This window comes from Seleniivibrio woodruffii (assembly GCF_004339245.1).
Taxonomy (GTDB): domain Bacteria; phylum Chrysiogenota; class Deferribacteres; order Deferribacterales; family Geovibrionaceae; genus Seleniivibrio; species Seleniivibrio woodruffii.
The window spans coordinates 678,632-704,887 of the sequence record NZ_SMGG01000003.1; the positions used below are offsets into that span (position 1 = coordinate 678,632).

34 protein-coding genes are annotated in these 26,256 nt (G+C 48.7%); 15 read left to right on the forward strand and 19 right to left on the reverse strand.

The genetic code is table 11. From position 1 onward, the window contains the following. The first annotated feature begins 52 nt into the window (after positions 1-52). From C8D98_RS03185 to C8D98_RS03200, 4 genes are read left to right on the forward strand one after another with little or no spacing between them, the layout of a single operon-like run. Entirely contained in the window at positions 53-973 is a 921-nt protein-coding gene (locus tag C8D98_RS03185) for a ketoacyl-ACP synthase III (protein WP_132871965.1), read from the forward strand. 10 nt (positions 974-983) lie between these two features. Beyond that, positions 984-1,211 (forward strand): acyl carrier protein, encoded by a 228-nt coding sequence (locus C8D98_RS03190; RefSeq protein ID WP_132871967.1) that lies wholly within the window; start codon positions 984-986, stop codon positions 1,209-1,211. Further along, positions 1,208-1,963 (forward strand): SDR family NAD(P)-dependent oxidoreductase, encoded by a 756-nt coding sequence (locus C8D98_RS03195; protein WP_132871969.1) that lies wholly within the window; start codon positions 1,208-1,210, stop codon positions 1,961-1,963. The genes C8D98_RS03190 and C8D98_RS03195 overlap by 4 nt, the downstream gene beginning before the upstream one ends. Next, the gene (locus C8D98_RS03200) at positions 1,960-2,676 is read left to right on the forward strand and encodes an N-acetyltransferase (protein WP_132871971.1); all 717 of its coding nucleotides are present in this window, start codon (positions 1,960-1,962) and stop codon (positions 2,674-2,676) included. Before C8D98_RS03195 ends, C8D98_RS03200 begins: the two co-directional genes overlap by 4 nt. Here C8D98_RS03200 and C8D98_RS03205 read toward each other — a convergent pair whose 3' ends face one another. The 10 genes from C8D98_RS03205 to C8D98_RS03250 form a co-directional block, all read right to left on the reverse strand. Then, positions 2,677-3,504, reverse strand: coding sequence for a glycosyltransferase (locus tag C8D98_RS03205; protein ID WP_132871973.1), 828 nt, complete (start codon positions 3,502-3,504; stop codon positions 2,677-2,679). Then, complete coding sequence (locus tag C8D98_RS03210) at positions 3,494-4,591, reverse strand: DegT/DnrJ/EryC1/StrS family aminotransferase (RefSeq protein WP_132871975.1); 1,098 nt, start codon at positions 4,589-4,591, stop codon at positions 3,494-3,496. Before C8D98_RS03210 ends, C8D98_RS03205 begins: the two co-directional genes overlap by 11 nt. Continuing rightward, positions 4,588-5,004 carry a sugar 3,4-ketoisomerase gene (locus tag C8D98_RS03215; RefSeq protein ID WP_132871977.1) on the reverse strand — a complete coding sequence of 139 codons (417 nt, stop codon included), beginning with the start codon at positions 5,002-5,004 and terminating at the stop codon, positions 4,588-4,590. Before C8D98_RS03215 ends, C8D98_RS03210 begins: the two co-directional genes overlap by 4 nt. Then, entirely contained in the window at positions 4,997-6,334 is a 1,338-nt protein-coding gene (locus tag C8D98_RS03220) for a glycosyltransferase family 61 protein (RefSeq protein WP_132871979.1), read from the reverse strand. The genes C8D98_RS03215 and C8D98_RS03220 overlap by 8 nt, the downstream gene beginning before the upstream one ends. Then, positions 6,334-7,656, reverse strand: a complete 1,323-nt coding sequence (locus tag C8D98_RS03225; RefSeq protein WP_132871981.1) for an ABC transporter ATP-binding protein — start codon at positions 7,654-7,656, stop codon at positions 6,334-6,336. The genes C8D98_RS03220 and C8D98_RS03225 overlap by 1 nt, the downstream gene beginning before the upstream one ends. Continuing rightward, complete coding sequence (locus C8D98_RS03230; protein ID WP_132871983.1) at positions 7,656-8,465, reverse strand: ABC transporter permease; 810 nt, start codon at positions 8,463-8,465, stop codon at positions 7,656-7,658. The genes C8D98_RS03225 and C8D98_RS03230 overlap by 1 nt, the downstream gene beginning before the upstream one ends. Positions 8,466-8,560: 95 nt before the next feature. Next, a complete protein-coding gene (locus tag C8D98_RS03235) occupies positions 8,561-9,397 on the reverse strand; it encodes a glycosyltransferase family 2 protein (RefSeq protein WP_132871985.1) in 837 nt (278 codons plus the stop codon). Positions 9,398-9,410: 13 nt separating this feature from the next. Continuing rightward, a complete protein-coding gene (locus tag C8D98_RS03240) occupies positions 9,411-9,758 on the reverse strand; it encodes a cupin domain-containing protein (RefSeq protein ID WP_132871987.1) in 348 nt (115 codons plus the stop codon). A gap of 11 nt (positions 9,759-9,769) precedes the next feature. Further along, a complete protein-coding gene (locus C8D98_RS03245; protein ID WP_132871989.1) occupies positions 9,770-11,122 on the reverse strand; it encodes an NAD(P)/FAD-dependent oxidoreductase in 1,353 nt (450 codons plus the stop codon). Further along, positions 11,119-11,607, reverse strand: a complete 489-nt coding sequence (locus tag C8D98_RS03250; protein ID WP_132871991.1) for a metallophosphoesterase family protein — start codon at positions 11,605-11,607, stop codon at positions 11,119-11,121. Before C8D98_RS03250 ends, C8D98_RS03245 begins: the two co-directional genes overlap by 4 nt. A 94-nt stretch (positions 11,608-11,701) precedes the next feature. Here C8D98_RS03250 and C8D98_RS03255 point away from each other — a divergent pair, with 94 nt between their 5' ends. From C8D98_RS03255 to C8D98_RS03305, 11 genes are all read left to right on the forward strand, one after another. Continuing rightward, complete coding sequence (locus C8D98_RS03255) at positions 11,702-12,838, forward strand: tRNA nucleotidyltransferase/poly(A) polymerase-related protein (protein ID WP_132871992.1); 1,137 nt, start codon at positions 11,702-11,704, stop codon at positions 12,836-12,838. 62 nt (positions 12,839-12,900) lie between these two features. Further along, positions 12,901-13,665, forward strand: a complete 765-nt coding sequence (locus C8D98_RS03260; RefSeq protein ID WP_132871994.1) for a fumarylacetoacetate hydrolase family protein — start codon at positions 12,901-12,903, stop codon at positions 13,663-13,665. Continuing rightward, entirely contained in the window at positions 13,655-13,894 is a 240-nt protein-coding gene (locus C8D98_RS03265; protein ID WP_207891233.1) for a YkgJ family cysteine cluster protein, read from the forward strand. Before C8D98_RS03260 ends, C8D98_RS03265 begins: the two co-directional genes overlap by 11 nt. Next, a complete protein-coding gene (gene coaE / locus C8D98_RS03270; protein ID WP_132871995.1) occupies positions 13,895-14,521 on the forward strand; it encodes a dephospho-CoA kinase in 627 nt (208 codons plus the stop codon). It abuts the gene before it with no gap. Between the two features lie 112 nt (positions 14,522-14,633). Next, the gene (locus tag C8D98_RS03275) at positions 14,634-14,978 is read left to right on the forward strand and encodes a hydrogenase maturation nickel metallochaperone HypA/HybF (protein WP_132871997.1); all 345 of its coding nucleotides are present in this window, start codon (positions 14,634-14,636) and stop codon (positions 14,976-14,978) included. After that, entirely contained in the window at positions 14,978-15,631 is a 654-nt protein-coding gene (gene hypB / locus C8D98_RS03280) for a hydrogenase nickel incorporation protein HypB (protein ID WP_132871998.1), read from the forward strand. Before C8D98_RS03275 ends, hypB begins: the two co-directional genes overlap by 1 nt. Continuing rightward, positions 15,632-16,183, forward strand: a complete 552-nt coding sequence (gene rnhB, locus C8D98_RS03285; protein WP_132872000.1) for a ribonuclease HII — start codon at positions 15,632-15,634, stop codon at positions 16,181-16,183. Then, entirely contained in the window at positions 16,183-16,515 is a 333-nt protein-coding gene (locus C8D98_RS03290; protein ID WP_132872001.1) for a YraN family protein, read from the forward strand. Before rnhB ends, C8D98_RS03290 begins: the two co-directional genes overlap by 1 nt. A gap of 73 nt (positions 16,516-16,588) precedes the next feature. Further along, entirely contained in the window at positions 16,589-17,314 is a 726-nt protein-coding gene (locus C8D98_RS03295; RefSeq protein ID WP_132872003.1) for a tetratricopeptide repeat protein, read from the forward strand. Positions 17,315-17,316: 2 nt separating this feature from the next. Continuing rightward, on the forward strand, positions 17,317-18,099 hold the full coding sequence (gene folE2, locus C8D98_RS03300) for a GTP cyclohydrolase FolE2 (protein ID WP_132872004.1): 783 nt from the start codon (positions 17,317-17,319) through the stop codon (positions 18,097-18,099). A gap of 1 nt (position 18,100) precedes the next feature. Further along, positions 18,101-18,697 carry a LysE family transporter gene (locus tag C8D98_RS03305; RefSeq protein ID WP_132872006.1) on the forward strand — a complete coding sequence of 199 codons (597 nt, stop codon included), beginning with the start codon at positions 18,101-18,103 and terminating at the stop codon, positions 18,695-18,697. Between the two features lie 166 nt (positions 18,698-18,863). On the opposite strand, the gene C8D98_RS03310 is transcribed toward C8D98_RS03305, so the two are convergent. From C8D98_RS03310 to cysE, 9 genes are all read right to left on the reverse strand, one after another. Further along, positions 18,864-20,696, reverse strand: a complete 1,833-nt coding sequence (locus tag C8D98_RS03310) for a LysM peptidoglycan-binding domain-containing protein (protein ID WP_132872008.1) — start codon at positions 20,694-20,696, stop codon at positions 18,864-18,866. Positions 20,697-20,760: 64 nt separating this feature from the next. After that, positions 20,761-21,525, reverse strand: coding sequence for a glycosyltransferase family 2 protein (locus C8D98_RS03315; RefSeq protein ID WP_132872009.1), 765 nt, complete (start codon positions 21,523-21,525; stop codon positions 20,761-20,763). Continuing rightward, positions 21,522-21,980, reverse strand: coding sequence for an Lrp/AsnC family transcriptional regulator (locus tag C8D98_RS03320; protein ID WP_132872011.1), 459 nt, complete (start codon positions 21,978-21,980; stop codon positions 21,522-21,524). The genes C8D98_RS03315 and C8D98_RS03320 overlap by 4 nt, the downstream gene beginning before the upstream one ends. A gap of 1 nt (position 21,981) precedes the next feature. After that, the gene (locus C8D98_RS03325) at positions 21,982-22,641 is read right to left on the reverse strand and encodes an endonuclease III domain-containing protein (protein ID WP_132872012.1); all 660 of its coding nucleotides are present in this window, start codon (positions 22,639-22,641) and stop codon (positions 21,982-21,984) included. Further along, positions 22,628-22,885: a hypothetical protein gene (locus tag C8D98_RS03330; RefSeq protein ID WP_132872014.1), complete on the reverse strand. Its 258-nt coding sequence runs from the start codon at positions 22,883-22,885 to the stop codon at positions 22,628-22,630. Before C8D98_RS03330 ends, C8D98_RS03325 begins: the two co-directional genes overlap by 14 nt. Beyond that, a complete protein-coding gene (locus tag C8D98_RS03335; RefSeq protein WP_132872015.1) occupies positions 22,866-24,062 on the reverse strand; it encodes an MFS transporter in 1,197 nt (398 codons plus the stop codon). Before C8D98_RS03335 ends, C8D98_RS03330 begins: the two co-directional genes overlap by 20 nt. Continuing rightward, entirely contained in the window at positions 24,040-25,191 is a 1,152-nt protein-coding gene (locus tag C8D98_RS03340) for a cysteine desulfurase family protein (protein WP_132872017.1), read from the reverse strand. The genes C8D98_RS03335 and C8D98_RS03340 overlap by 23 nt, the downstream gene beginning before the upstream one ends. Continuing rightward, positions 25,175-25,606, reverse strand: coding sequence for an RrF2 family transcriptional regulator (locus C8D98_RS03345; protein ID WP_132872018.1), 432 nt, complete (start codon positions 25,604-25,606; stop codon positions 25,175-25,177). The genes C8D98_RS03340 and C8D98_RS03345 overlap by 17 nt, the downstream gene beginning before the upstream one ends. Beyond that, positions 25,590-26,255: a serine O-acetyltransferase gene (gene cysE / locus C8D98_RS03350; RefSeq protein WP_132872020.1), complete on the reverse strand. Its 666-nt coding sequence runs from the start codon at positions 26,253-26,255 to the stop codon at positions 25,590-25,592. The genes C8D98_RS03345 and cysE overlap by 17 nt, the downstream gene beginning before the upstream one ends. Position 26,256 lies beyond the last annotated feature (1 nt).

Genomic DNA, 26,256 nt, shown 5'->3' on the forward strand with positions numbered 1-26,256 from the left:
AGTGTAATATTAATCCATATTCCGCTCAGGCGGGCTTATCAGAGGTGATTTTGTGATAGGAATAAAAGAAGTCGCTTCATATTATGCGCCGGACAGGGTTTCCAATTATGAAAGGATGGAGAAGTTCGGCATCAACGAATCTTTCATCGAGAAAAAAATAGGCATAAAGAATGTTAGAGTTACAGACAAAAATATTTCCGCTTCTGACATGTGCGTTCTGGCCTACGAAAACCTTGAAAAGAAGATAAAACTGGACAGGAGCACTGTTGAGTGCCTCATCGTAATAACACAGAACCCTGACTACAACATTCCCCACACGTCGGCAATTGTCCACGGCAAGCTAGATATGCCCGAAAGCTGTGCCTGTTTCGATATATCCCTCGGCTGTTCCGGATTTGTCTACGGTGCGTCCGTGATCAAATCATTTATGGAGGAGAACGGCTTCAGGACAGGGCTGCTGTTCACATCCGACCAGTATTCCAGAGTTATAGATCCTGAGGATAAAAACACATCTCTGCTTTTCGGCGATGCCGCCGCTGTGACACTTTTCACAGATGATCCGGTCTATACACTCGGCAAAATGTCTTTCGGAACCATAGGCAAAAAATATGAAAACCTGATATGCCGTGACGGCGTTCTTTTCATGGACGGTTTTGAGATTTTCAACTTCGCTTCCGGCTATGTTCCGGTGGATTTTGAAAAATCACTCGCCGCAAACGGCATAACAAAAGACGATATCGACTGTTTCATGTTCCATCAGGGCAGTAAATACATCGTTGATACGCTTCGCAAAAAACTGGGACTGCCTCAGGAAAAGGTGGTATTTGACATAGAGGACTACGGAAACACCGTATCTTCCAGCATTCCCGTTCTCCTTGAAAAAGTAATGAACAATGAAGAGATCAAAAAAATATACATATCCGGTTTCGGAGTCGGGCTCTCCTGGGCTTCCGGCGTTCTGAACAGGGTTTAAGGAGCTAGATATGACCGAACAGCAATTTCTGGATGAATTTAAATCCATACTTGACACTGAGTGTGATGTGGAAGCGGGCACAGAGCTTGCCGATATAGACGAATGGGATTCACTTGCGGCTATGTCTCTGCACACCTTCCTTAAGGAGGAGTTCGATTTTTCGGCCAACATAGCGGCTCTTATGGCTCTTAAAAAAGTTTCGGATATCGTTGATCTCGTCAGAGGCAAGCTGTCTTGAGCCTTTTTTCATCCGAAGACATTTTTCTGGTATCGGGAGCCAGCAGAAGCATCGGCAAGGCCATAGCTTATAAACTGCTGGCGGAAGGGGCAAAGGTTGCCGCCATCGCCAGAAGTGCGGAAGGTCTTGAACAGATGAAAAACGAATCTCCCGCACCGGAGAACGTTTTCGTCTATCCTGCCGACCTCATGGATACGGCATCAATAGTCCCGCTTGTGAAGAAGATAGCTGCCGAATGCGGCAAACTGAAAGGAATGGTGCATTGCGCAGGCATTTTGCAGACCATCAGTTTCGGATCTTTGAAAAACAGGGATAAAGAGCTTTTCGAACTGAATTTTCATGCGGGTGCAGAGCTTGCCAGAGGCTTTTCCGACAGGAAAGCCTGTGTCGGCAAAGGCTCCGGTATTGTTTTTATATCTTCAATAGCATCAGAAAAAGCATTTCCGGGCGGAGCGGTATATGCCGCTTCAAAAGGAGCGGTAAACTCCCTTACGGTCTCCCTTGCGGGCGAACTTGCGCCCAGAGGAATCAGGGTGAACGCAGTTCTTCCGGGGTTTGTGAAAACCGATATGCTGGACGAGATGGTTCAGCTGCACGGAGAGGAGATTCTGGCCAGACTGGAGGCTCAGTATCCTTTGGGAATGGGCGAACCGGAAGATGTGGCGGAAACGGTTGCTTTCGTTCTTTCGGACAAAGCAAAATGGATGACAGGTTCACTTATAAAAATTGACGGCGGCGGGACACTTGTATGAGCAGGATTGCGGCATCTGCTGAAATAGCAGACACTGTTAAGATAGGTTGTGATGTTGAGATAGGCGAAAACGTGGTTATCCACGACTACGCTGTGATAAAAGATAACGTCAGCATAGGCGATAACGTAGAGATATTCTCCTTCGCCGTGATAGGCAGACTGCCCAAAAGTGCCGGAGTGACAGCCAGAAAGCTCAGCTCGGATTTCGAGCCTGTGGTCATCGGCAGCGGAAGCGTGATCTCTCCGGGAGCGGTGATATATGCCGGTGTAACAATCGGATGCAACTGCCTCATAGGCGACCATGCCTCTATCAGAGAAGGTGCCGTTATCGGCGACAGATGCCTCATCAGCAGAAATGTTACTTTCAACTACAACGTTACGGTGGGCGAGGGAACTAAGATTCTTGACAACACCCATATCACCGGAAACTGCAAAATAGGCCGGAACGTGTTCATCAGCGCCGGAGTCGTCAGCGTCAACGACAACAATATCGGGCGTGCGGGATACACAGAAGGGGAGATAACAGGACCCACCGTGTGCGACAACGTGTCTGTGGGGGCGGCATGCATTCTTATGCCCTCTGTTGTTCTGGGTGAAAACTCAATCATTTCGGCAGGTTCAGTTGTAAAGAAGAATGTGAAACCGTTTTCAGTGGTTGCGGGCAACCCTGCGAAGTTTATAACGAAGATTCCGGATTATCTGATAACCGAGTGATCAGAACCCCAGTGCGGTCTTCAGAATAGAGATATAGACCTTGCACAGCTTCAATATCATCCGAAGTCTTTTGCTGAAATTCAGAAGTCCTATATTTTTTATTATTGTCTTTGCGGTGTCCTTTTTCAGGCGGATGATCTTTGCCTTGTTTTTGTGCGTGCTTGCACCGTGGACACGGTATCCGGCAACGATCCTGTCATAAAACATCAGACAGTCTGCGGCGGCGGCACGGAAAAAGAAGTCCCAGTCCTCCTGAATAAGCGTTGTGTCATATCGGCCTATGATGTCATAGACCTCTCTTTTCATGATGCACACAGGCCCAACCAGAGACCAGTTGAAAAGAATTTCTGAAACAAGTCCGTTTTCGGTGAAATAGTTATCCTTTTGCCCACGGTAATATTGAAAAATTCCGCTGGGTGAGATTGTTTTTCCTTTATCGTCTATGACTTCTGCATCCGAAACCAGTATCAGCTTATCGCTCTTTTCCAGAATTTCTATTCTTTCGCCTAGGGTATCGTTCATCAGACAGTCGTCACTGGCTATGGGCAGGATATATCTGCCTTTCGCCTTGTCTATGAGTTCGTTCAGCGTCCCTGTAAGCCCTTTGTTCGGTCTTGAGATGTAGTCTATGGCAATTCTGCCGGAATTGAGTTCAACCCATGATGCTATAAGTTCTGCGGTTCTGTCCGTTGAGCCGTCATCTATTATGACGATCTCTTTGTCCGGATAACTGTCCGCAAGGATACTGTCGAGGGTCTGCACCACAAAATTCTCATGGTTATATGCGGAAATAATGACAGAGACAAGGGGTCTGCTGTCAGTATTCATTGACCGTTCTGGCTATGTACAGAATATTCTCATCCGACAGGTGGCTTCCCATGGGCAGGCTGAGAATCTCTTTATGTATGGACTCGCATATGGGAAGATCCAGATGCGCCAGTTCTTTGTATGCATCCTGTCTGTGGGGCGGAACGGGGTAGTGTATCAGGGTGTTTATGCCCCTGTCTTTCAGGAACTTCTGCAGTCCGTCCCTGTCCTTTGTTCTGATGGTGAAAAGATGCCAGACATGGGCGGTTCTGGCTGTGAGCGTGGGCAGAACTATCTTTTCGTTTCTGATGTTCTCCAGATAGAAATGGGCAATACGCCTTCTGTCCTCTATCTCCTCATCCAGATGCGCCAGCTTAACCCTGAGCATGGCCGCCTGAATCTCGTCCAGCCTGCTGTTAAGCCCTTTATATGTGTTTATGTATTTCTCTCTGCTTCCGTAGTTGCCGACAGTGCGGACGATATCCGCCAGTGTGTCGTCGTTGGTGGTGACAGCTCCGCCGTCGCCGAGTGCTCCCAGATTTTTTCCGGGATAAAAGCTGAAGCCTGATGCATCGCCGAGGTTTCCGCTCCTTTTTGTTCCGCAGTATGCCCCATGAGACTGTGCGCTGTCTTCAACAACCTTGAGGCCGTATTCAGCTGCAACAGCGTTTATTGCATCCATATCGCATACCTGTCCGTAAAGGTGTACGGGCAGAATTGCTTTGGTCTTCGAGGTTATTTTCTCTTTCAGTTTTGAAGGATCGAGCAGACAGGTATCGGCTCTTGGCTCCACAGGAACGGGAACGAGGCCGTTTGCCGAAACCGCAAGCATTGAAGCTATGTAGGTGTTCGCAGGAACAAGAACCTCATCGCCGGGTTTTATTATGCCCATTTCCATGTATGCCCTGAATATAAGGATCAGTGCGTCCAGACCGTTTGCGACCCCTATGCAGTGTTTTGTTCCGCAATAGGATGCGAACTCCGCTTCGAACGCTTCCAGTTCTTTTCCGTGGATATACCAGCCGCTGTCGATAACTCTTGCGGCTGCTTTTTTCAGCTCTTCGCCGTATGTTCCGTTGATTGATTTGAGATCAAGAAAACTTATCATATGCTGTCTTTTCCGTTGTTTACATATTCTACAAATCTGCTGTAGTCACGAATGTAGTCATCCTCTTCATAAAGCATGCTGGCGATGACCATCAGCACGCAGTCAGGAGAAAAATCGAACATTTCCCGCCATGATCCGGGCCCAATGTAGAGCCCTTTGTCGGGGCTGTTCAGTTCATATACTTCTCTGGAGCCTTTACCGTTGTCCAGACTGACCTTGCAGCTTCCGCTCACCGACACCAGAATCTGCTGAAGCTCCTTGTGGGCGTGAAAACCTCTGGCGACCCCCTGCTGGGTATCGAAAATGTAATAGACCCTTTTTATGTCGAAAGGGATCTCTTTGCCCGTTTCCAGAGCTACGAGAGAACCCCGTTCATCGCCTAATATCTTAAAAGTTCTGATCGGTTCAGTCATTCAGGCATCCTTCCGTCTGTTTTATTTTTTCCTCAAGATAGTCCAGTTTAACATAGAAATCCGAATGAACGGAGTCTTCTTTTGTTCCGGGTGTGGTGAGAAAATGAATAAGTTTTGTGCCGGAGCACTCTGCCAGAGGCTGAAACACATAATAGTTGGTGGATTTGTGGGATGGGTAAAAATTCACAGCCGAAGACGAATCCCTCATAAAGAGCAGGTTGGTGAACGCCGCTCCGGATGCTCCTGCGATTATCTTTGCCTGAGAGAACAGCTCCACCTGTTCTCTGAAGCTCATTCCTCCGGTCTCCACCAGTTCGAACCCCAGCGAGGCCATGAGCTTCTCGACCTCTGCGTTGTTTATTATTGAGCGCATCTGGTTCGTTCTGCGCTTCATATATATTTTGCGGTGAGGTTTTCCGGATTGGGGAAAATGCTTCATCACGGCGTTTCTGGATATGGCTACGGCTTCGCTGTCCACAAAAAACTCGTAAAGCTCAAGTTCGTTTCTTGTGTTGTCCAGCGAGAGCCAGAACGGGGTGCAGTAGATAATTTCACGGCATCTAACCCTGACCCCTCTCGGCACATATTCTATATTGAAATCCGCATCCACGGCTATTTTCAGCGCTTCAATGCATTGAGGCGGCATTCCCTCATCCAGAAGCACCGTCAGCTTTTTTCCGCCAGAGATCTGCCTGCCTTCGGGTGTTTTCAGAGCATCGAAAATTGTTATCAGTCTGGGCATCTCTTCGGTTAGCCAGTGATAATAGTTTATGGAATGTTCCTTAAGCCCGTGTATGAACAGTGTGTCGGGATTGTCATAGATTTTCAGCGAAGTGTAAAAAATTTCCGCCGACTTTTTGTCGGGGGACAGACTGAATATATCCGGTCGTTTCAGGTCGTGTTTGTCCCTGAACATTGAGAGTTCATAATGAAGAACTTTACCCCCGAAGATAAGGCTGTCTGTGGAACCGACCGCTTCGGCGTTTTTAAACCGGTAAACGAAAACATCAGGCACGCTTCCTGTGAAAGAGGAGAGCCTTGTCTCGCCCTTTTCCGGATCGCACAGAACAGGGGAACCCATTGTGCTTTTGCGGTTGGTTTTTGAATAAAGCAGGTTTTCGTATTCTCCGGCCTGAGCGCAGGAGACTATCAGATGGCAGGAGGACGGGAGTTTTCTTATGGACTTTTTTATTCTGTATTGCCGGATCTCAAAGATTATCGGTGCCAGAAATCTGGCTCTGACAGGTTTTGGGATAAGCAGTCTGTATATTGACTTAACGGCTTCGATTAAAGCTCTGACCATTGATACGGAATTTTTCTGATTTTCCATCAGGACACCGCAGTAATTTCAAATGAGCCGTCTGTGAAGAAGGTCGTGGGGAATCTGTGGCTGCCCCAGACAACTTTAAATGCCGCACAGTTCTCAATAACATGAAGAAACTCGTGTATCTCGTTAAGTATTATAGGAAGCTCAACGGCAAGGGTCAGGGTGTATGCGCCCTGCTTTATGTTCATAACGGAGTTTATCCTGACGACGAACACCGAATCCTTTTTCACGGGCGGAAATACTGCTTTGCTGGCTGAGCTTGAAACACCTATCTGCTGTTCGCCATTCAGGCTTCTTACAGGAGCCACAACAGCGAAACTGTCCATATCCTCGTGGAACTTTATGCCCATGAGAATCGAATATTCAGCGCAGGATTCGATTTCCGAAACCTGAAATCCGTTTTTGTCCAGAATGGCAAAGTCCAGAATTGTTGCCTTGCCGTTTCCTGAGTGGATACCCTGAAGTGCTTTTTTGCCCGAGAGGTCTAGAATGCCGGAATATTCGGAGCTTTTCGCTTCCTGAGTCTCTATCGCAGGCTGGTCTGACATATCCGAAATCTTAAGTTCGGAACTCTGCAGAGCCGAGTTGGCACTGTCACGCTGAATGCGCATATAGTCCGAGGTCAGCTGCTCCACATCGCCGAAACCGATTATCCGTCCGTTTTCCAGATACATGGCTTTTGAACAGAAGGTTCTGACAGCGTGGATGTCGTGGGTGACGAAAAGAACGGTTATGCCTTTGTTGACCATAGCCTTCATCTTTGCCATACACTTGGTCTGGAAAAATACGTCGCCGACACTGAGTGCTTCGTCGACAATAAGAATCTCCGGCTCAACATTGATAGCCACAGCAAAGGCCAGACGGGCGAACATCCCGCTGGAGTAGGTTTTTACGGGCTGATATACGAAATCGCCGATATCGGCGAATGAGAGTATCTCATCAATCTTGGCGTCCATCTCCTCAGTGGAGAAGCCCATTATGGCACCGTTCAGATAAACGTTCTCTATTCCGGTCATCTGCGGGTTAAACCCTGCGCCAAGCTCCAGAAGTGACGATACCTTACCGTTGACTGAAACACTGCCGGAACTGGGGGTAAGCACTCCGGTCAGAATTTTCAGCAGGGTACTTTTTCCCGCTCCGTTCTTTCCGATTATGCCTACTGTATCGCCCTTTTTTATTTCAAAAGAGAGGTTGTCCAGTGCGTAGAAGTTTTTGTGATAGCATCTGCGCAACGGATGCAGAGCCTCTTTCAGTCTGTCTGCGTGTCTGTTGTAAAGTCTGTATACCTTTGAAAGGTTTTCAACCCTGATGGCGATTTCGTTCATCACAGCACATCCGCAAAATGGGGGCGGAGCTTACGGAAAACAAGAACTCCCACCGCCATGATAATTATCGATACGCACCAGAAATAGATCGTCAGTTTCATATTGTCCCAGAACCATTCCTTGTAGATAAGGGAGGCTCTGTAGCCCTCGGTAATGTAGAAAACCGGATTAAGCTTTATAAGCCAGTGATATTTTTCGGGAATTATGTTGATCGACCAGAAAATAGGTGTTCCCCAGAAGCCTATCTGGGTCAGCATGCCCACAATCTGCCCCATATCTTTCAGGAAAACCGTTACGGAGCATGTTATTAGCGATATTCCTGTCAGAAGAAAAATCATCGCAAAAAGATAGTAAAAAATCTGAAACCAGTGGGCGGACGGCTTTATGCCGTATCCGGCTGTGAAACCGAAGAGGATCATTATAAAGAATATGTGGATTATCAGCGATGAAAAAAGCTTTATGAAAGGGAGCAGTTTAACGTCGAAAACGATCTTTTTTACCAGATAGCTGAAATCCGTTATGGAGTTTGCTCCGTTGTTCACAGCATCTGCAAAAAAAAACCACGGGATGATGCCCGCCAGAAGCCAGAGCAGAAAGGGCGCATTCTGAACAGGCTGCGATTTGAAGCCTATGTGGAATACAAACCAGAATATGAATATTGTCACCGAGGGCTGAATGAAAGCCCAGAGAAGACCAAGGAACGAACCGAGATATTTGGATTTAAAGTCGTTCAGTACAAGTTTGGCAAGAAGACGGCGCGATTTGTAGAAGCTGCCGAAAATATCGGTCGTTGTTTTGGCATTGAGCATGAGGTTGGTTTATACCTTTGTAGAGATGATGTATTTTTATCAAACGGGTAAACGGTTGTCAATCTATATTAGGCAGGAGGCCTGACAGGGGCAGGTCAGGAGAAGAGCTGTCTTTTGACCAGAAGCAGGGCTTTTCTGATGATATATCCGGCAGAGGAATAACGAAGACCGAGTGCCTCCGCCTGTTTGCGGCCTTTTTCTGCATTGGCCAGCAGTGCGTTGATGCGTGACAGCCGTCCGAAAAGCGACTTAATTCCGAATTTTTCAGCACCTATGGTGTTTTTGCCGTGCTGTCTGTAAAGGATTGTAGGTTCAGGCACAAAAACAACCTTGCCGCCGTGTTTCAGAGCGGTCAGAGCCGCCCACCAGTCGTGGATGACAGCCTCTTCGGGAATGCTTTTCAGCCTGTCGGCCAGTGCCCTGTTCAGCATCGCCGTGCAGCCTGTAACAACGTTCTCCAAAGCGAGTATATTTAATTCTTCGCCGTTTTCGGGGCGGAGTTTCTGGTGTGCGAACATGGATTTTGCGATTATATCAAGATTTTCCGCCGCAACCGCAAGGTCGGTGTGGACAAGTACGGGCATGTCCGTATTCCCGTTCTCAGCCTCCTTCATCTTCGCCAGTGTTATTGCGGTCTTTTCGGGAAGCCAGATATCGTCCTGATCGCAGAACATTGCATATTCCGCTGTGGAGGATTCCAGAAGGGCAAAAAAACTGTTTTTAACGCCCATGTTCCCTTTCGGGATGTCGGGAGTGAATATTTTGTGCGGGTATTTATCTTTGTATGATTCTATTATCTGAGGGGTAGAGTCTTTGGAACCGTCGTCCCGTATGACGATACGCATGTCTGCATATGTCTGGTCAAGAAGCGAATCAAGCTGTGCCGCCAGATACTTTTCACCGTTATATGCAGACAGGAGTACGTCTATCATTATCTGTCCGCTGTTAATGCTTAATTATCATTGCAAGGAATGTGATGGGCGTGTCGCCTTCATTCACAAGGCAATGCTGTTCGCCGTCTTTTGTCACCAGCATGTCGCCTGCGTTCAGAACCGCTTCCACATCGTTGTCGATGGTCTTTGCGTTGCCGTCCAGCATAAGGTAGATCTCCATGTCGCCCTGATGCTGATGCATGCCGATTGCGCTGTTGGGCTGAAGGGACATCATGGCAAAGTTGGTGACTTCGCCTTTGAAACCGCAGGCCGCTTCATACGCAAGTCTGATGGCAGTGCCTTTGCCGCCTCTGGGTTTCTCCATCTCCTGAGCCTGAAGCTCGCTGACTCTTATTATCATGTATATTCTCCTTATTTGTTCTCAATTATATCTTTTGCCGCAACCAGACCGGATACCGAAGCCTGAATTATGCCTCTGGTGATCCCAGCTCCGTCCCCTGTACAGTAGAGGTTGTCGAGGCTGGCGCATCTCATTTTGGAGTCGATCTTTATTCTGACGGAATAGAATTTCACCTCAACTCCGTACATAAGGGTGTTGGGGTCTGCCATTCCGGGCATGACCTTGTCCAATTGTTCGATGGTCTCCTTAAGGTTGTGGAGATATCTGTAGGGCAGAACGAACGACAGGTCGCCGGGCAGGGCGGTTTTCAGAGTGGGCACGACGAAGTTCTTGCGGATGCGGCTCTCTGTTGAGCGTCTGCCTCTGATGAAGTCGCCGTATCGCTGAACGATAACGTTGTTGCCGCTCAGCAGGTTTGCAAGGTTGGCTATGTAGCGTCCGTACTGTACAGGCTCGTCAAAAGGCTCGGTGAACTTTGTTGATACCAGAAGGGCGAAGTTGGTGTTGTCGCTCTTTTTGTTTTTGTAGCTGTGACCGTTAACAGTGAGCAGGCCGCCTGTGTTCTTCTCAACGGAGATGAAGCCGCCGGGGTTCACGCAGAAGGTGCGCACTTCGTCTTCGAACTCGCTGGTGTAGTATTTTATTTTAAATTCATAGAGGTTGTCGGTGAAGCTGTCGGTCACCGAGCGGGGAACCTCCACACGGATACCTATGTCAACTGGGTTGATTCCGTTCTCGATTCCGTATTTGCGGACGATATCCTGCATCCAGCCGTTGCCTGAACGGCCTACACCGAGGATGACCTTGTCGTAGTATTTTTTAACCTCTTCGCCGTTCTCAAGCACAACGATACCCTTAACCTCGCCGCCTTCGACGATAAGATCTGTTACGGGTGATTCGCAGTGGAGTTTTATATTGTCCGATTGCTTTATCATTGCCGAGATGCGCTTGACGAAGAGCAGGCAGTTGTCTGTTCCCATATGGCGTATCTTTGCGGGAATAAGTTTCAGCTTGTGTCTGCTGCACTGATATTCAAGGTCTTTTGTGGTTTCGTAGTTGAAGCCTGACTCGGTCTCCAGAACCTCGCTGAGGTTCTTCCACATGTCGTCAGCTTCGTCTATCAGCTTTTCAAGCTCATCTTCGGGCATATAATCTGTGAGCCAGCCGCCGTATTCCGTTGTCAGGGTCAGCTTACCGTCGGAATAGGCTCCCGCTCCGCCGAAACCCTCCATGACCTCGTTTCTGGTTCTGGTCTCTATATCTTTTCCCTTTTCATAGATGTCTGCCTGAATGTCTTTGTGTTTCAGGAAATTATAGGCTGCGGTCATTCCCGCACTGCCTGCCCCCACGATAGCAACTTTCATTGTATTATCCTTATTATCTCGGCATCAAAAGTGCCGTTCTCTATTGTCAGAACCGCATATGTATGAAACGGTTCGGTTCTTTTGTTTGTCGGGCTTCCGGGGTTCAGAAAATATACTCCCCCGATCTCCCCCCAGAAGGGTTTATGGGTATGCCCGAAGACTATTATATCCGCTTCGGGGAAGGTGTAAAGCAGTCTGTTCTCTATTCCCGCCGGACTGCCTGTTCCGTGGGCAACGCCTATCTTAACCCCTTCAAATGTCAGAAGGCGGGTTTCCGGCAGGCGTTCGTCATTATAATAGGGATCCATGTTCCCTTTCACAGGATATACCAGAGAACAGACCGACATCAGCTCGCTTATCAGCTTGAAACTGACGATATCTCCCGCATGAATGACCGCATCGCATTCTCCTGCGGCCTTCATTATCTCTGCGGGCAGTTTTGCTGTTGAATCGGTGTGCGTATCTGATATTATAAGTATCTTCATCTGATAAATATCACTTTGAAAAAGTTTGTTGTCAACATCTAAAAGATTTGTGATACTGAGCCGGTCGGGAAGACTTTTCGCAGCGAGATAAGGAATGGAAATACCTTTTTATTCACAGCTTAGGGCACTGTCCAAACAGTGCGGTTTTCAGGCATATCTTGTGGGTGGGTGTGTTCGGGATATCCTTCTGAAAAGGGATGTCGGCGATGTTGATCTGGTCTGTTTTTCCCATGACTATAAGGAATATGCGCAGGCTGTCCGTGTTATTCTGCCTTCGGCATGGGTGGAGTTTAAGGACAATATCCGCCTTGTCTGCCCCGACACAGAGCTTGATATTTCAAAACCCAGAGGCGAAACCATTCAGGAGGATCTGCGGATGCGTGACTTCACCATCAACAGCCTTGCGATGGATTTCGACGGTAATATAACAGGCGACAGCGCAGATGTCTTTGCGGGAGTCATCCGCCATGTTGCAGATCACACCTTTTCGGACGATCCACTGCGGATGCTGAGGGCGTTCCGCTTTCAGGCACAGCTGGGGTTCGGTATAGCCGAAGAGACCATGTGCAAGATAGCCGCTGAAAAAGATATGATAGACCGTCCCGCCTCCGAGCGTATTCTGCAGGAGCTGGGAAAGCTGTTTAACGGCAGATATGCGGGTGTTGCAGTAATCTCTATGAACGACAGCGGGCTTTTCGGAAAAATATTCAGAGGCGCAAAGCTCTCCGCAGTGGTTGTTGAAGCGGCCAAGATGTCCTTCGGGGCGGAATTTTTCCTTGGGGCACTGCTTTTTGATCAGCCGGAGACAGAACAGACCATAAAAGGGCTGGGGCTTTCGCTTAAATCATCGAAAACCATTTTCCGCACGGCGGAACTGGCGGCGAAACTGCGGGAGAACAGCAGAACATGCGATATTTTTGCCCTGAGAAAGCTGATATACGAATATCCGGACGAGGTTAAGGATTCTCTGCTGATCTTCGGCATAGCCTCCGCAGGGGAGTGTGCCGAGGTATGGGACACCGAGAGCTACGTTCACAGGGTTATGATAGAAATGGGGCATGTGGATTTTGAAACGCCGATGAAGATCAGCGGCGGTTTTCTGATGTCCATGGGCATTCCTGCGGGAAAACTGATGGGCGAAATCATTGGCGATGTGCGGCCTAAGCTTGCGGCGAAAGAGATCCTGTCGCTGGAAGAGGCCGAAAAGTATATAAGAGAAAAATACTTATAACGTTCCGCCTCCCTCGCAGGGGCGGCGTTGTCTGGTCTATTAAACTTATTTTGGATGTGCATATGAGATTTTGCAGATTTCTGGACGGGCTGGCTGAGAAAAAAGGTATTGTTGACGGAGACGTTATCCGTGAGATAGAGGGTTCTTTCTTCGGAGAATACGTTGTGACGGACAGAGTGCGTGATTTTGCATCGGCAAAACTCCTGCCTCCGGTCAATCCTTCAAAATTCGTCTGTGTTGCCAGAAACTATTCCGAACACGCAAAGGAACTGGGCAACGAGGTTCCCGAAGTGCCCATGATATTTCTGAAACCTTCAACAGCCGTATGCGGTCACGGGGACGAGGTTATTTTTCCCCGAACCAGCCAGCATGTGGATTTTGAAGGCGAACTGGCTGTGGTCATAGGACAGAAATGCAGAAAGGTGAAGCGTGAGCACGCCGAAAGATATATATTCGGCTACACCTGCATAAACGACTACACGGCAAGAGACCTTCAGAAGATAGATAATAAATTTGCCAGAGCCAAGGGTTTCGACACCTTCGCCCCCATAGGGCCGGTCATTCAGACGGACTTCGACTGGCGCACGGCAAGGATAAAAACATTCGTTAACGGCGAGCTGAAACAGGACGGCACAACCGACCTTATGATAAACGACGTTCCCGCTCTGATAGAGTTCATGAGCGAGATAATGACCCTTCTGCCGGGCGATGTCATTGCCACCGGAACTCCGGCGGGCATAGGGCGTGTGCAGGTGGGCGACACTGTCGATGTTGAGATAGAAGGCATCGGCAGACTGTCAAACGTTATAGCAGCCGATGGAAAATAGAGTGGACTGTCTGCTGTGCGGCACCTGCTGCACCGCTTTCGACATTAAAGAGATAGACAAAAAGGCCGGAGAGCGATGCAGATTTCTCTCACCGGAAAATCTCTGCACAATATACGAGAAACGTCCGTGGGGCTGTAAGGGCTATAAGCCGGACGAGCTCTGTGTCCTCGTCAGCACTCTGAAAGACGAGGAGAAGGTCAAAGTTTTCAGAAACATATACGAGGTTTAGATGTATCTGGGGCTCACAGGCAACATCGCAAGCGGAAAGAGTACGGCGGCCATGTTCTTTGAAAAGCACGGCTGTTACTGCATAGATACGGACGAGATAAGCCGAATAGTCATGCGGCCGGGTGAAGCCGCCTATGAAGGCGTGGTTCAGGCTTTCGGAAACGATGTTGTTTCGGAGGACGGAACTCTTGACAGAGCGAAGATTAGGGGTATTGTGTTCAACGATCCCGAAAAGCGGAAGGTTCTGGAGGGGATAGTTCAGCCTGCGATACTGAAATATGAATCCAAGGCTGTAGGAGCCATAAAGGGCAAGGACGACAAGGCCGTCATAATCACTCAGGCGGCACTGACTGTGGAATCCGGAAGCTATAAGAGGTTTGACGGGCTTATAGTGGTTTATACCGATCCGCAGGTTCAGCTTGAGCGGGTTGTTAAGCGGGACAGGATATCCGAAGAGGATGCCCGCAAGATAATCGATGCCCAGATGCCCATTGAAGAGAAGCTGAAATACGCAAACTTTATTATAAATAATTCCGGCGACCACGACAGGCTTGAGCGTGAGGTTCGGCGGGTGATTGAGCTGATAAAACTTTTCGGCAAATGTAAAAAGATGTCGTCAAAAAAGTGAATCTTCTCCCTCCTTTGACAAAGGAGGGTTGGGGTGGATTTTCTGAGAATTTAATTTAAATCCCTTTAATCTCCTTCAAAAAGTGGGGAAATATTGTGCGGGAGGACAGAATATGCACGAAGTAGGTGTTGCCACCAGTCTTATCGAACTGGTGATAGAGACCGCAAAGGCCAACGATGCCAAGATTGTGCGCAGTGTCACGGCAAAAATAGGGAGACTCTCCGCCGTTGACGGCGAGGCACTGAAATTCGCCTATGAGGCCATCAAAGAGGACTACCCAATTCTGGCGGAGTCAACACTCATAATCGACAATGTTCCCGTTACGGGGAAATGTGAATCCTGCGGCGAAACCGACACCTATGAGGAGATGTTCTTCTCCTGTTCAAAGTGCGGTTCATTCAGCGTTAAGCTCCTTACAGGCGAAGAACTTACGGTTTCAGAAATAGAGGTGGACTGATGAAGATTGTTAATGTGCAGGAAAAAATACTCACCAAGAACGAGATGAAGGCCGCAGAGATGCGAGAGAAACTCAAATCCGTAGCGGTTCTCAACTTTGTTTCATCCCCCGGCAGCGGAAAGACCTCCACTCTGGAAAAAGTTCTGGTGATGCTTAAAGATAGATACAAAATAGCCGTTGTTGAGGGCGACCAGCAAACGACCCACGATGCGGACAGGATAAACGCCACGGGAGTTAAAGCGTTTCAGGTGAACACAGGAAACGCATGCCACCTTGAGGCGATAGACATCGAAAGGGCACTGGAAACTCTGGGCTACGACCTTGATCTGCTGATAATCGAAAACGTGGGCAACCTTGTTTGTCCTGCGGAATACGATCTGGGCGAGGATGCGAAGGTTGTTCTGCTCTCCGTTACCGAAGGGGACGACAAACCTGCCAAATACCCCGTTATGACCCGTGCAGGTTCGGCCTATATCATCAATAAGATAGACCTGCTCCCCTATGTGGATTTCAATGTGGACAAATGCATTGAATATGCAAGGGGCATTCAGCCTGAGCTTGAGTTCTTCACCACTTCATGCAGAACCGGAGAGGGGCTTGACAAAGTGGCTGACTACATCGAAAGAATGATCCTGAAGAAAAAAGGGAAATAGATGCTCACTGTCGGAATAGACGAGGTGGGCAGGGGATGTCTGGCGGGGCCTGTGGTTGCCGCCTGCGTCATTCTGCCTGAGGATTTTTCCGATGAACGCCTCATCGACTCGAAAAAAATTCCCGAAAAGCGCAGAAAGCTTCTGGACGGGGTTATCCGTCAGAACGCCCTTGCCATAGGCATCGGCATTGTGGAGAACACCGTCATTGACGAAATAAACATTGTCAACGCCACCAAGCGTGCCATGATGGACGCTCTGGGTCAGATAACCATAGAATATCATAAGATAATCGTGGACGCTGTTGAGCTGAAAGACGTTAAAGTGCCACTGGAACACCCGTTCAAAGCAGAGGATAAGTTTCAGTGCGTTGCCGCCGCCTCTATTGTTGCGAAGGTCTTTCGGGATGCGCTGATGACGAAGATGCACATTCAGTATCCCGACTACGACTGGTATTCCAACAAAGGCTACGGCGCACCCAAACACCTTGAAGGCATACGGAAACACGGGCTGACGCCTCTGCACCGTCTGACATTCTGCGGGAACTTCATCTGATGCTGGGGCTTGGCGGAAAGGGCGAGAAACAGGCTGAGAAATACCTTGTTTCTCAGGGCTATGAGATAGTTGAGAGAAATTTCCGCTGTAAGTTCGGCGAGATAGACATAATAGCCCGAAAGGGGGGCGTTCTGGTGTTTGTTGAAGTGAAGACCAGAAGCGGTTCCGGTTTCGGAATGGGGTTTGAATCCGTGACGCAGAAAAAGCAGGAGAAGCTTCTGCTCACTGCGCAGGCATACATGGCGGGTCGGCCGCCCACAGCCGCACGGTTTGACGTTGTCTCAATAGACAGCGGCAAAATAACCCATATTCAGAATGCGTTCGGAGCATAACGGCATTTCTGCTTGAAAATTCATCGCTTGATGATATAATCCTACACCTTTTATAAAATTGGAGAATCTCAATATGTACACACTTGGCTTGTCGGTTGCGATATCAACTGTTCTTTCGCTCATCCTTTACTTCCTTACATACAGCATATTCTGGCCGATATTCTTGTTCCTTGTCAGCGTATTGGGTATCAACTTCCTTGTGGGCAAAAAGTTTATGACCAAGCTCACAGACCATTTCAAACTGGTTGAAAAAGACCTTACCGCAGGACGTTCCGAAAAGGCGATCGAAAGGCTGAAAGAGGCATATCCCTTCGGTAAATGGCAGTTTTTCGTTAAAGAACAGATAGATGCCCAGATAGGTATCATACTGTACACAGCTCAGAAGTTTGATGAGGCCGAAGCGTATCTGAAAAACGGTTTTTCCAGAAACTGGATGTCAATGGCTATGCTGGCGGCTCTCAGGTTTAAAGCGGGCGAGTTCGACAAATGCTACACCATCATGGATAAAGCTATCAAAGGCTCTCCTAAACAGGGCTTTTTATACAGCCTTTACGCATTCTTCCTTCTGGAGAACGGCAACGTTGACAAAGCGGTTGTCATCCTTTCCAAAGGTGCGGACAAAAACCCTCTGGACGATAAACTCCAGTCGGCAATGGAAGCCGTTAAAAACGGCAAGAAGCTGAAAATGCAGAACTACGGAAACCTGTGGCTCCAGATGCATCTGGGCGCAAAACTTCCTCAGGGCGCAAAACCCTATCAGCAGTTCCTTGCAAATCAGCGTATGGGTAAAAGAAGGTAATATTGAAAGATATACAGAATCTCAGGGACAACAGAAACCTTGATGTCGACCGTGTCGGCATCAAGGATCTGCAATATCCCGTTATTCTTTCCGACCGCAACAAGGGCAAACAGAACACTATCGCCCGCATCAACATGTATGTGCGCCTGCCCCACGATTTCAAAGGCACCCATATGTCAAGGTTCGTTGAGATACTCAGCCGTCACTCCGATGATATAAATCTCTACTCTGTCGGGCATATTCTGGACGAAATGAAAGAGCGTCTGGACAGCGAAGAGGCGTTCATAGAGCTGGCTTTCAACTATTTCGTGCGCAAAAAAGCTCCAGTTTCCGGACAGGAAGCTATGATGGACTACTACTGCGAATATTTCGGTTCGTCAGGCCCGAAAGGGCGTGATGCCGTCATGAGTGTCCGTGTGCCCGTTATGACCCTGTGCCCCTGCTCGAAAGAGATAAGCCAATATGGTGCGCATAACCAGAGAGGCTATGTGACCATTTCCGTCCGCATGAAAAAACTTATGTGGATAGAGGAGATAATAGAGATTGCCGAGACTTCGGCATCCTCGCCTGTTTACCCTCTGCTGAAACGTGAGGACGAAAAATACGTCACCGAGCATTCATACGAAAACCCTACCTTTGTGGAGGACGTAGTTCGAAATGCCGCCACAAAGCTGATGGCAGATGAGCGTGTGGTCTGGTTCGAGGTTTCCAGTGAAAACATGGAGAGCATCCACAACCACTCAGCCTATGCCGTTATAACACGGGATAAGCGGACTCAGTCCTGACATGCCGTCAGCAGTTCTGCTCTCTTTTCTGCTCTACGTTGCCATAAGCACCTTCACACCGGGGCCAAATAATCTTATTTCCATGAACACCGCCAGAATGCACGGTTTTTCCGTCACTTTCAGGCTAATAGCGGGAATATCGTCAGGATTTTTTACTGTGATAGTCCTCAGTGCACTGCTAAGTGCGGGGATGATGGGTGCCAGCGAAAACTACCTTGTTTTTATGAAATACACAGGTGCGGCATATATCGTCTGGCTGGCGTGGATAGTTTTCAAAGAAAAACCTGAAGAATCACTCCCCAGAAGAAAGGCTCCGACTTTCCTGACCGGATTTCTGCTCCAGTTCATGAACGTTAAGGGACTTCTGTACGGTCTCACGGTGGTTTCAGGCTTTATTCTGCCCTACTATGACTCTGCGGTATCGATAATTCTGTTCGCTCTGCTTCTGGCATTTATCAGCGCAATGAGCACCTTTTCATGGGGGCTTGCCGGAAGTTTCTTCAAAAGATTTCTTAATAAGCACTATAAGATAGCTAATGCCGTAATGGCGATTTTACTGCTTGAGTGCGCTTTCAGCCTTCTTTTCACAAAGTTCTGATTAGAATACCGTCATTCTGAACCCGCAGGATGAAGAATCTCTTTTCAGGTAATTGACTTATGTTTTCCCGTCACTGCGAGGGCTTCAGCCGGAGAATCTCTCTTCAACAAAAAAAGGCCGTGGAACTTTTCAGCTCACGGCCTTCATATATTTACATTAAAAACGCTTAGTCGATTCTCAGAACCATTCCGGGGCGGATGCCTTTGCCCACGCCGTTCGTTCTTTTGATATCGTCAACTGTAGTTCCGAATTTTTTAGCGATTGCCCAGAGGTTGTCGCCGTTTCTGACCTTATACTTTGTGGTCTTTGAAACAGATGTTGCTCTGGCTGCCTTGCCGGATGTTGAGGAGATGGTGAGGCTTTGTCCGACCATGATGCTGTTGCCTCTGATGCCGTTGGCCTCTCTGATGCTGGCCACTGTAGTTCCGAATTTCTGAGCTATGCGGAACAGGTTGTCGCCAGATCTGACCTTGTATCTTACGACGGTGTCTCTGCGTTCCGTCTGTTCTTTAAGGGGTTTTGTGATGGGGATACGTTTATCCCTGTCGCTGTAGTAGGTGTCGGAGATAACCAGTGACTGGCCTCTTCTCATGCTTCTGGGCGACATGTCGTTATTGAGGGCTGAAAGTTCGTCAGCTGTGAGGCCGTATCTGGCCGCAATGCTGTAGAAGGTTTCGCCTCTGCGGACTGTGTGAACCTTGGGATTGTATCTTTTAAGCTCCTGCGCGAAGCCTGCGTTGAGTTCTTCGTCATAAACATCGGGGATGGGTACGAAAACATAGGTGTCTTTCATTACACGGTTAACGGAGAATCCGTTCGCCTTTTTAAGATCTGTGGTATCCAGTCCGTATTCCTGCGCAATGCTTGTCAGGTTGTCTCCCTCTTTTGCTTTAACAACATAAAACTGTGCAAGCTGTTCCTCTGTGACATGTTCCAGCTTGTTTTCAAGCATAACACGCTTGCCGTAGGGAACACGCAGAACGTATTCGCCGACGGGGGGCGTCATGGGAGTCATCAGCTCGGGGTTAAGTTCTCTGAGGGTATCTATGTCCGTTTCCAGAAGATCGGCCAGAACATAGAGGTTCGACTGGCTGTAAAGTGTGACCTTTTCATAGAGCATTGGGAGTCCGTTGGGTGTATCGAAACCGAATTCCTGATAGTTCCTTGCCAGATAGCGCAGGGCGAGGAATTTCGGCACATAGTCTTTTGTTTCGTTGCGGAGATAGGTTTTCTCACGGGTGGAGAGCTCGTAGAAATCTCTTGTTTCGTAGCGTCTTATGGCAGTGGTTATCTTGCCCTGACCTGCGTTGTATGCCGCCAGTGCCAGATACCAGTCGCCCAGATTGTTGTAAAGATCTTTCAGGTGTCGTGCGGCGGCAGTTGTGGCTTTTTCAAAGTCACGGCGTTCGTCGACCCAGAAGTTGTAGTTAAGGTCATACATTTTGCCTGTTCCCTTCATAAACTGCCACATTCCGCATGCGCCCGCATGGGATGTGATGGAGGGGTTGAATCCGCTTTCGGTGAAGGGCAGATATGTAAGGTCGTCCGGCACTCCTTCTCTGCGGAAGATGTCACGGACTATATAGATGTACTGATTTGAGCGGTTGAGCCATCTCTGGAAAGTGGTGGCGTATCTGTTGGTGTAGAGGTTTACATAGAAGTTGAATCTTTCCTCTTCCACAAGTGCTATTGTGTCGTATTTTCCGTATTCGGTGTCGCTCTGGTCGAGGTGGAACTCGGTCTGTTTCTTAAGAACGTTGTATATATCGAGCTCTCTGGATTTGAAATCCTCCAGAAAAGAGTACATTTCGTATTTATCAAAAAGTTCGGGGGGAGTCTGTTCCTGCTGGTCTAAAACCGGTGCTTCGTCCTGAATTTTTTTGGGTTTGTAGGGTGCCTGAGAGAGTGAATCCGCATCGGCGGGGGAGGGTGAGTTTGTTATCGGCGCACAGGCCGTAAACGCTAAAAAACTAAGGGCTAGAAATATATATCTATTCATGGGACAACCTTTTGCTTGTAATGAATGTTTCAGTATACATAAAACACGCTTTTAATGCAAGATATTAAAACCGTTTTATACCACTCTGTACGATGGCAAACTTCCTGTTAATCTCTGCCATGGCGGCTCTTTTCTGTGAAAGTGTAAGTTTTTTGCACCGCACGAAGCGGGCGAGCGACACCAGTCTGATGGATTCGATGAACATGACGTTCTTGCTGAGCTGGTCGTCGGTGACGGCACGGCGGATGATAAGTTTTTCCTGAATAAAGTGAATGTGGTGCTTTGCTGAGACCCTGAGCCAGAGGTCGTAGTCCTCGCAGACCCGCATGCCGGGGTCGAAAAATCCGCAGGTCATGAAGATGCTGCGGTGCATCGCTGTGGACGAGGGGCTCATGCGGCACATGTCCAGCAGTTTTGTGAAAACCTGCCCGCCGTATTTTGCGTGCTTGTCGGTCTGGTTTACGAACTTGTCTGTCTTGAACCAGAATTCGTCTGTGAAGCAGAAGAGCCATCCCTTTTCGAATATCTCGTTCTGCTTCTCCAGTTTTTTCGGGAGCCAGACGTCGTCTGAGTCCAGAAAAGCTATGTATTCGCCTTTTGCCGCACGGATACCTGTGTTTCTGGCGGCGCTGACACCCTGATTGGTGTCGTGGCGGATGTAGTTTATCAGGTTCATATAGGGCTTAAGACATTGAGCAACCGAGAGGTCCGAGCCGTCATCCACAACTATTATCTCATAGTCCTTAAAGGTCTGGCAGAGAACGGATTCAATCGCTGAACGAAGGGTGTCCGTCCTGTTGTAGACCGGAATGACGACGCTGAATTTCATACGGGTCTCTTTTTGTCCAGCTTGGTGGAGAAGACAAGAATTGTGTTTGTCTTGTCCACGCCCTGCACGTTGCGGATCTTTTTAATAAGCTTTGAGAGCGTGTCGGTGTTTTTTGTGACCACGTGCAGAAGGAAGGTGAAGTCCCCCGTAACGTGGTGACAGCCGAGGATATCCTCGTCCAGATCCTTTATGGTGATCTCAAAATCGTCTATATGCTTTGCGTTGTCGATGGATATGCCTATGAAGGCGATAACATCGTAGCCCAGCTGTTTGTAGTCGATATCCACAGTGTAGTTGCGGATTATCCCCTGTGATTCCAGTTTCTTAATTCTGTCGATGACAGACGGGGACTTCATGTCTGCCGCTTTTGCCATGTCGGCATAGGATGTTCTGGCATTTTTAACAAGCATGTTAAGAATAAGTTTATCGACTTCGTCGATATTGTGCTGACGCATTTTACCTCCGGGTTGTTACGCCTGTTTTGTCGCAGTATTTGTCCAGCCCACAAACTGAACAGCGGGGAGAGACCGGCCGGCATATCTCTCTTCCGTATGCCACCAGTATTTCGTTTATTCGTATCCAGTATTCTTTCGGCAGATATTTTCTGAGCATTAGCTCGGTCTTATCCGGGTTTTTGGTCGCCACATACCCCAGTCTGTTGAAGATCCGGTGCACATGTGTGTCAACGCAGACGGCCGGACGGCCATAGCCTTCAACGATAACGAGATTTGCAGTTTTCCTTCCCACTCCCTTCAGCGTGACGAGTGTGTCTATGTCGTCAGGCACCCTGGAGCCGAACTCATTAATAAGGATATAACATATGTTTAAAATTGTCTTGGCTTTTGTTTTGTAAAAACCGGCAGGATAAATGAGCTTTGCCAGTTCCTCCTCGGAGAGCCTGACCATATCCTGCGGATTGTCAGCCACTGCGAAGAGCTTTTCGGAGGAGGCAAGGGTTACCTCGTCCTTTGTGCGCAGGCTGATAAGACAGCTGACCAGCACCCTGAAAGGGTCCCGCTTGGTCTGTTTGGATATCTTTGTTACGGAGGGCTCCTCCATCTCTATGTAGGCCTGCTCCAGCAGATCGTACACAGCCTTAATGTCAGACCTCTTCATCGAGATACTCCCTCAGTTTCGGGCTGAGATATATGTTTGAGAGGTCGAATGATTTTATAGCACGGGCGAGCATCAGCAGACGGTAGTCCTTGGCCGCCTTTCTGTCCAGAATGAACATGAATTTTCCGTCAACCTGACAGAGGCCGCCCTTTGCACGGGTCACCTCATAGCGCAGGCGGATGTCCAGCTGTGCCGCAACTTCCTCAAGCTCCGCAAGGAGCGTGTCAACTTTGTTCGCCGCCATTTTTCCCCTCTATACCGATGTACCAATATATTACAGATGCGCCGATGATACAAAAGAAAAATGCTGTGAAAAATACTGGCTTAAGCCCCATGTGGTCATAGACCATGCCCGAAACGGCGGAACCCGCCACTGTGCCCAGTCCGTAGCCGACACCTGAGTAAATTGTCTGTGCCTTCAGCCGCAGTGATTCAGGAAGTTTTTCACGGAAGAACTTCATGACGCTTATGTGCATGGTTCCATAGGCGAAACCGTGGAAGGCGGAGAAGAAGAACAGCAGAATGAGCGAATCGGTGAGGGCTGTTGCGAAATAGCGCACGCCGCCCAGAAGCATTGAAACTATGATGATATATTCCGCCCGCATGAATTTCAGCACCCGTTCCTGATGGTACATGAAGAACATCTCGGCCAGAACGCCCACAGTCCACATATAGCCCGCATAGGTCTGTCCGAAGCCGGCCTCCGCAACCTTGATATTGAAAAAGTTGCTGAGGAACGCAAAGGAGGACAGATATATCGTAAGCCCTGCGAAAAATACTTTCAGGTGGAATGGCAGTCTCTTTTCGCTGTTGGGTCTGGGTTTGAAAAGACTGGTGTCGTAGTTGGCAAGGAGAGCTGGAACCACCGACAGCAGACTGAAAACCGTATAGAGCAGAACAAACGCCGCCGCACCGAAGCTGTCGAAGAAATAGCCTGTGGCGGTGGATGTGAGGATGAATCCCAGAGAGCCGAAGATGCGCATTCTGCCGTAGGGCATGCGGTCGTTAAGCGAAGATGCGAAGCTGTCTATCACAGGCAGAATACCCGTTCTGGCCAATGCGAACACCGCCAGAAGAACTGCGGTCATGGGCTTGCTGTGATAGAAATATATGGGTACCAGAGCGAAGGACGATATCAGGATGCCGGAAACTATGAACAGTTTCCGGTGTTTGACCTTTGTGAACACGTCCGCCCAGAGGGTTGTGCAGGTGAAGGAGACTATGGGAAGTATGGACAGCAGGAGTCCTATCTCGGTTCCGTTGTATCCGGTCTGCTTGAAGTAAAACCCGAAGTATGGGTAGATTATGCCCAGGGTGCAGTAGTGAAAGAAATAGTAGGCGGCAAGCACGGGGATTAAAAATCTGTCCCGTGCCGCCGCTTTATCTTCAGAATTTTTTTTATACGAGGGGTGACATGGCACGCAGTTTCTCTACGCTTGTCTTAATCATCTCCACAGCACGGTTGACCTCTTCTTCGGTGTTGAAACGGCCGAAGCTGAAACGGATTGAACCGTGGAGGTCTACAGGGTCAACGCCTATCGCATAGAGCACATGGGATGCATCGACGCTTTCGGAAGTACATGCGCTTCCGGTTGAACAGCATATCTCTTCAGCATAGATCATCAGTGCTTCCGCTTCGATGAACTTGAAAGCTATGTTGGTCACGCTGCATACACGCTTTTCCCTGCTTCCGTTGACATAAGTCTGGGGGATCTCTGTCAGGATGCGGTTTTCGAAAAGGTCACGCAGGCCTTTAACGTATGCCGCTTCTTTCTCAACGTCCTCCATGACTATTTCACAGGCCTTTGCAAGGCCGATGATGTTTGCCACGTTCTCTGTTCCCGCACGCAGGCCGAACTCCTGACTGCCGCCGAATATCAGCGGAACCATATCGTCCTTAAGGTTTTCATCGACATAGAGAACGCCGATGCCTTTGGGTGCGCATATCTTGTGGCCGGAGAAAGTGAGCAGATCAACGCCCAGCTCGCCCACGTCTATCTTCATTTTGCCCATGGCCTGAACGGCGTCTGTGTGGACAATGATCTGATTTTTTCTGGCGATTGCGGATATCTCTTTAATGGGCTGGAGCGTTCCGATCTCGTTGTTCACCAGCATAATGGACACGAGGATGGTATCCTTTCTGATGGCGTTTCTGAAATCTTCAACACTCACCAAGCCATCCTTATCCACAGGCAGATAGGTCACTTCGTAGCCGTGCTTTTCCAGATACTTGCAGGTTTGCAGAACGGCTTTGTGCTCTATCACGGATGTTATGATATGCTTGCCCCTGTGTGCGAATTTTTCCGCTATGCTTCTGATGGCCATGTTGTCGGAAGAGGTTCCGCTGGCGGTGAAGATTATCTCATGGGGCTCTGCGCCGATGGATTTTGCCACTGTGGCGCGCGCTTTGTCAACATCCTCCCGAACGATGCGTCCGAGGGTGTGGATGCTGGAAGGATTGGCGAATTTCTCTTTGAAATACGGAATCATTGCCTCAAAGACCTTGGGGTCTACCGGCGTTGTAGCACTGTAGTCAAGGTAAATCGACATTTTTCCCTCCTGTTGCCTGTCGTTTTAGGTCATATATAGTAATGTTCTCAAGGTAATTGTCCACTGTTTTTTTCAGTCCCGACCAAAGCCAGTTGATTCCGCATGTGGAAAAGTTGTCGCACTGGGTTTCGTTGGTGCAGTCGGAAACGGAAACGGGACCGTCCATTGCGTAAATTACCTCTTTTAAAGTAATCATGTTTGCGGGTCTGGCAAGGACATATCCGCCCTGCGCCCCTCTGGAGCCTTCCACGATTTTGCTTTTTTTGAGCCTGATGAATATCTGCTCCAGATACTTGCGGGAGATATCCTCATAGTCGGCTATCTGGGTCAGTGTGACGGGTTTTTCGTCGCCGCCCAGAAGAACCAGCGCAAAAATCGAGCGGATGGCATAGCGGCTCTTAGTTGTTATTTTCATATTTTTCCAGCTTCTTTTTGAGACTGTTGATCTCGGATTCCATGTGGCACATTCTGGTTGCCATATCTGTTATAGTTCTGGCAACAGGGTCGGGCAGAAGGTTGTGGTCGAACTTGGCCGAAGGCTCCTTTCCGTTGGTGACTATCTTTCCGGGGATGCCCACGACTGTTCCGTCTTCGGGCACTTCCTTAACAACCACGGAGTTTGAGCCTATCTTTGCGTTCTTATGAACTGTGAAAGAGCCCAGCACCTTTGCGCCGGAACCGATGATGACGTTGTCCTCTATGGTGGGGTGGCGTTTCTTTTTCTCAAGGCTGACACCGCCGAGGGTCACTCCCTGATATATTGTAACGTCGTTGCCGACCTCGGCTGTTTCGCCTATGACCACTCCCATGCCGTGGTCTATGAAGAACCGTTTGCCTATGGTGGCTCCGGGGTGAATCTCAATTCCGGTCAGAAATCTTCCGAGGTGGGAGAGCATTCTGCCAAGCAGAAAAAATTTGCGGATCCAGAGCCAGTGGGCGGCTCTGTAGATTATCATTGCATGAAGCCCGGGATAGCAGAGCAGAATTTCCAGCTTGCTTTTTGCCGCCGGGTCACGTTCGAGAACGGTGTTTATCTCTTCTTTTATTGTTGCTATTATTCCCATA

Excerpts from the sequence above, each read along its gene's own strand:
- C8D98_RS03320 (WP_132872011.1), bottom strand. The coding sequence starts at position 21,980 with ATGCGTCAGCACAATATCGACGAAGTCGATAAACTTATTCTTAACATG.
- C8D98_RS03215 (WP_132871977.1), bottom strand. The coding sequence starts at position 5,004 with ATGACTGAACCGATCAGAACTTTTAAGATATTAGGCGATGAACGGGGT.
- C8D98_RS03220 (WP_132871979.1), bottom strand. The coding sequence starts at position 6,334 with ATGGAAAATCAGAAAAATTCCGTATCAATGGTCAGAGCTTTAATCGAA.
- C8D98_RS03210 (WP_132871975.1), bottom strand. The coding sequence starts at position 4,591 with ATGATAAGTTTTCTTGATCTCAAATCAATCAACGGAACATACGGCGAA.
- C8D98_RS03235 (WP_132871985.1), bottom strand. The coding sequence starts at position 9,397 with ATGATAGACGTACTCCTGTCTGCATATAACGGTGAAAAGTATCTGGCG.
- C8D98_RS03315 (WP_132872009.1), bottom strand. The coding sequence starts at position 21,525 with ATGAAATTCAGCGTCGTCATTCCGGTCTACAACAGGACGGACACCCTT.
- C8D98_RS03325 (WP_132872012.1), bottom strand. The coding sequence starts at position 22,641 with ATGAAGAGGTCTGACATTAAGGCTGTGTACGATCTGCTGGAGCAGGCC.
- C8D98_RS03250 (WP_132871991.1), bottom strand. The coding sequence starts at position 11,607 with ATGAAGATACTTATAATATCAGATACGCACACCGATTCAACAGCAAAA.
- C8D98_RS03345 (WP_132872018.1), bottom strand. The coding sequence starts at position 25,606 with ATGAAAATAACAACTAAGAGCCGCTATGCCATCCGCTCGATTTTTGCG.
- C8D98_RS03190 (WP_132871967.1), top strand. The coding sequence starts at position 984 with ATGACCGAACAGCAATTTCTGGATGAATTTAAATCCATACTTGACACT.
- C8D98_RS03245 (WP_132871989.1), bottom strand. The coding sequence starts at position 11,122 with ATGAAAGTTGCTATCGTGGGGGCAGGCAGTGCGGGAATGACCGCAGCC.
- C8D98_RS03340 (WP_132872017.1), bottom strand. The coding sequence starts at position 25,191 with ATGTCGATTTACCTTGACTACAGTGCTACAACGCCGGTAGACCCCAAG.
- C8D98_RS03200 (WP_132871971.1), top strand. The coding sequence starts at position 1,960 with ATGAGCAGGATTGCGGCATCTGCTGAAATAGCAGACACTGTTAAGATA.
- C8D98_RS03265 (WP_207891233.1), top strand. The coding sequence starts at position 13,655 with ATGGAAAATAGAGTGGACTGTCTGCTGTGCGGCACCTGCTGCACCGCT.
- C8D98_RS03205 (WP_132871973.1), bottom strand. The coding sequence starts at position 3,504 with ATGAATACTGACAGCAGACCCCTTGTCTCTGTCATTATTTCCGCATAT.
- C8D98_RS03290 (WP_132872001.1), top strand. The coding sequence starts at position 16,183 with ATGCTGGGGCTTGGCGGAAAGGGCGAGAAACAGGCTGAGAAATACCTT.
- C8D98_RS03225 (WP_132871981.1), bottom strand. The coding sequence starts at position 7,656 with ATGAACGAAATCGCCATCAGGGTTGAAAACCTTTCAAAGGTATACAGA.
- C8D98_RS03330 (WP_132872014.1), bottom strand. The coding sequence starts at position 22,885 with ATGGCGGCGAACAAAGTTGACACGCTCCTTGCGGAGCTTGAGGAAGTT.
- C8D98_RS03295 (WP_132872003.1), top strand. The coding sequence starts at position 16,589 with ATGTACACACTTGGCTTGTCGGTTGCGATATCAACTGTTCTTTCGCTC.
- C8D98_RS03305 (WP_132872006.1), top strand. The coding sequence starts at position 18,101 with ATGCCGTCAGCAGTTCTGCTCTCTTTTCTGCTCTACGTTGCCATAAGC.
- C8D98_RS03275 (WP_132871997.1), top strand. The coding sequence starts at position 14,634 with ATGCACGAAGTAGGTGTTGCCACCAGTCTTATCGAACTGGTGATAGAG.
- C8D98_RS03255 (WP_132871992.1), top strand. The coding sequence starts at position 11,702 with ATGGAAATACCTTTTTATTCACAGCTTAGGGCACTGTCCAAACAGTGC.
- hypB (WP_132871998.1), top strand. The coding sequence starts at position 14,978 with ATGAAGATTGTTAATGTGCAGGAAAAAATACTCACCAAGAACGAGATG.
- C8D98_RS03230 (WP_132871983.1), bottom strand. The coding sequence starts at position 8,465 with ATGCTCAATGCCAAAACAACGACCGATATTTTCGGCAGCTTCTACAAA.
- C8D98_RS03260 (WP_132871994.1), top strand. The coding sequence starts at position 12,901 with ATGAGATTTTGCAGATTTCTGGACGGGCTGGCTGAGAAAAAAGGTATT.
- coaE (WP_132871995.1), top strand. The coding sequence starts at position 13,895 with ATGTATCTGGGGCTCACAGGCAACATCGCAAGCGGAAAGAGTACGGCG.
- cysE (WP_132872020.1), bottom strand. The coding sequence starts at position 26,255 with ATGGGAATAATAGCAACAATAAAAGAAGAGATAAACACCGTTCTCGAA.
- rnhB (WP_132872000.1), top strand. The coding sequence starts at position 15,632 with ATGCTCACTGTCGGAATAGACGAGGTGGGCAGGGGATGTCTGGCGGGG.
- C8D98_RS03240 (WP_132871987.1), bottom strand. The coding sequence starts at position 9,758 with ATGATAATAAGAGTCAGCGAGCTTCAGGCTCAGGAGATGGAGAAACCC.
- C8D98_RS03310 (WP_132872008.1), bottom strand. The coding sequence starts at position 20,696 with ATGAATAGATATATATTTCTAGCCCTTAGTTTTTTAGCGTTTACGGCC.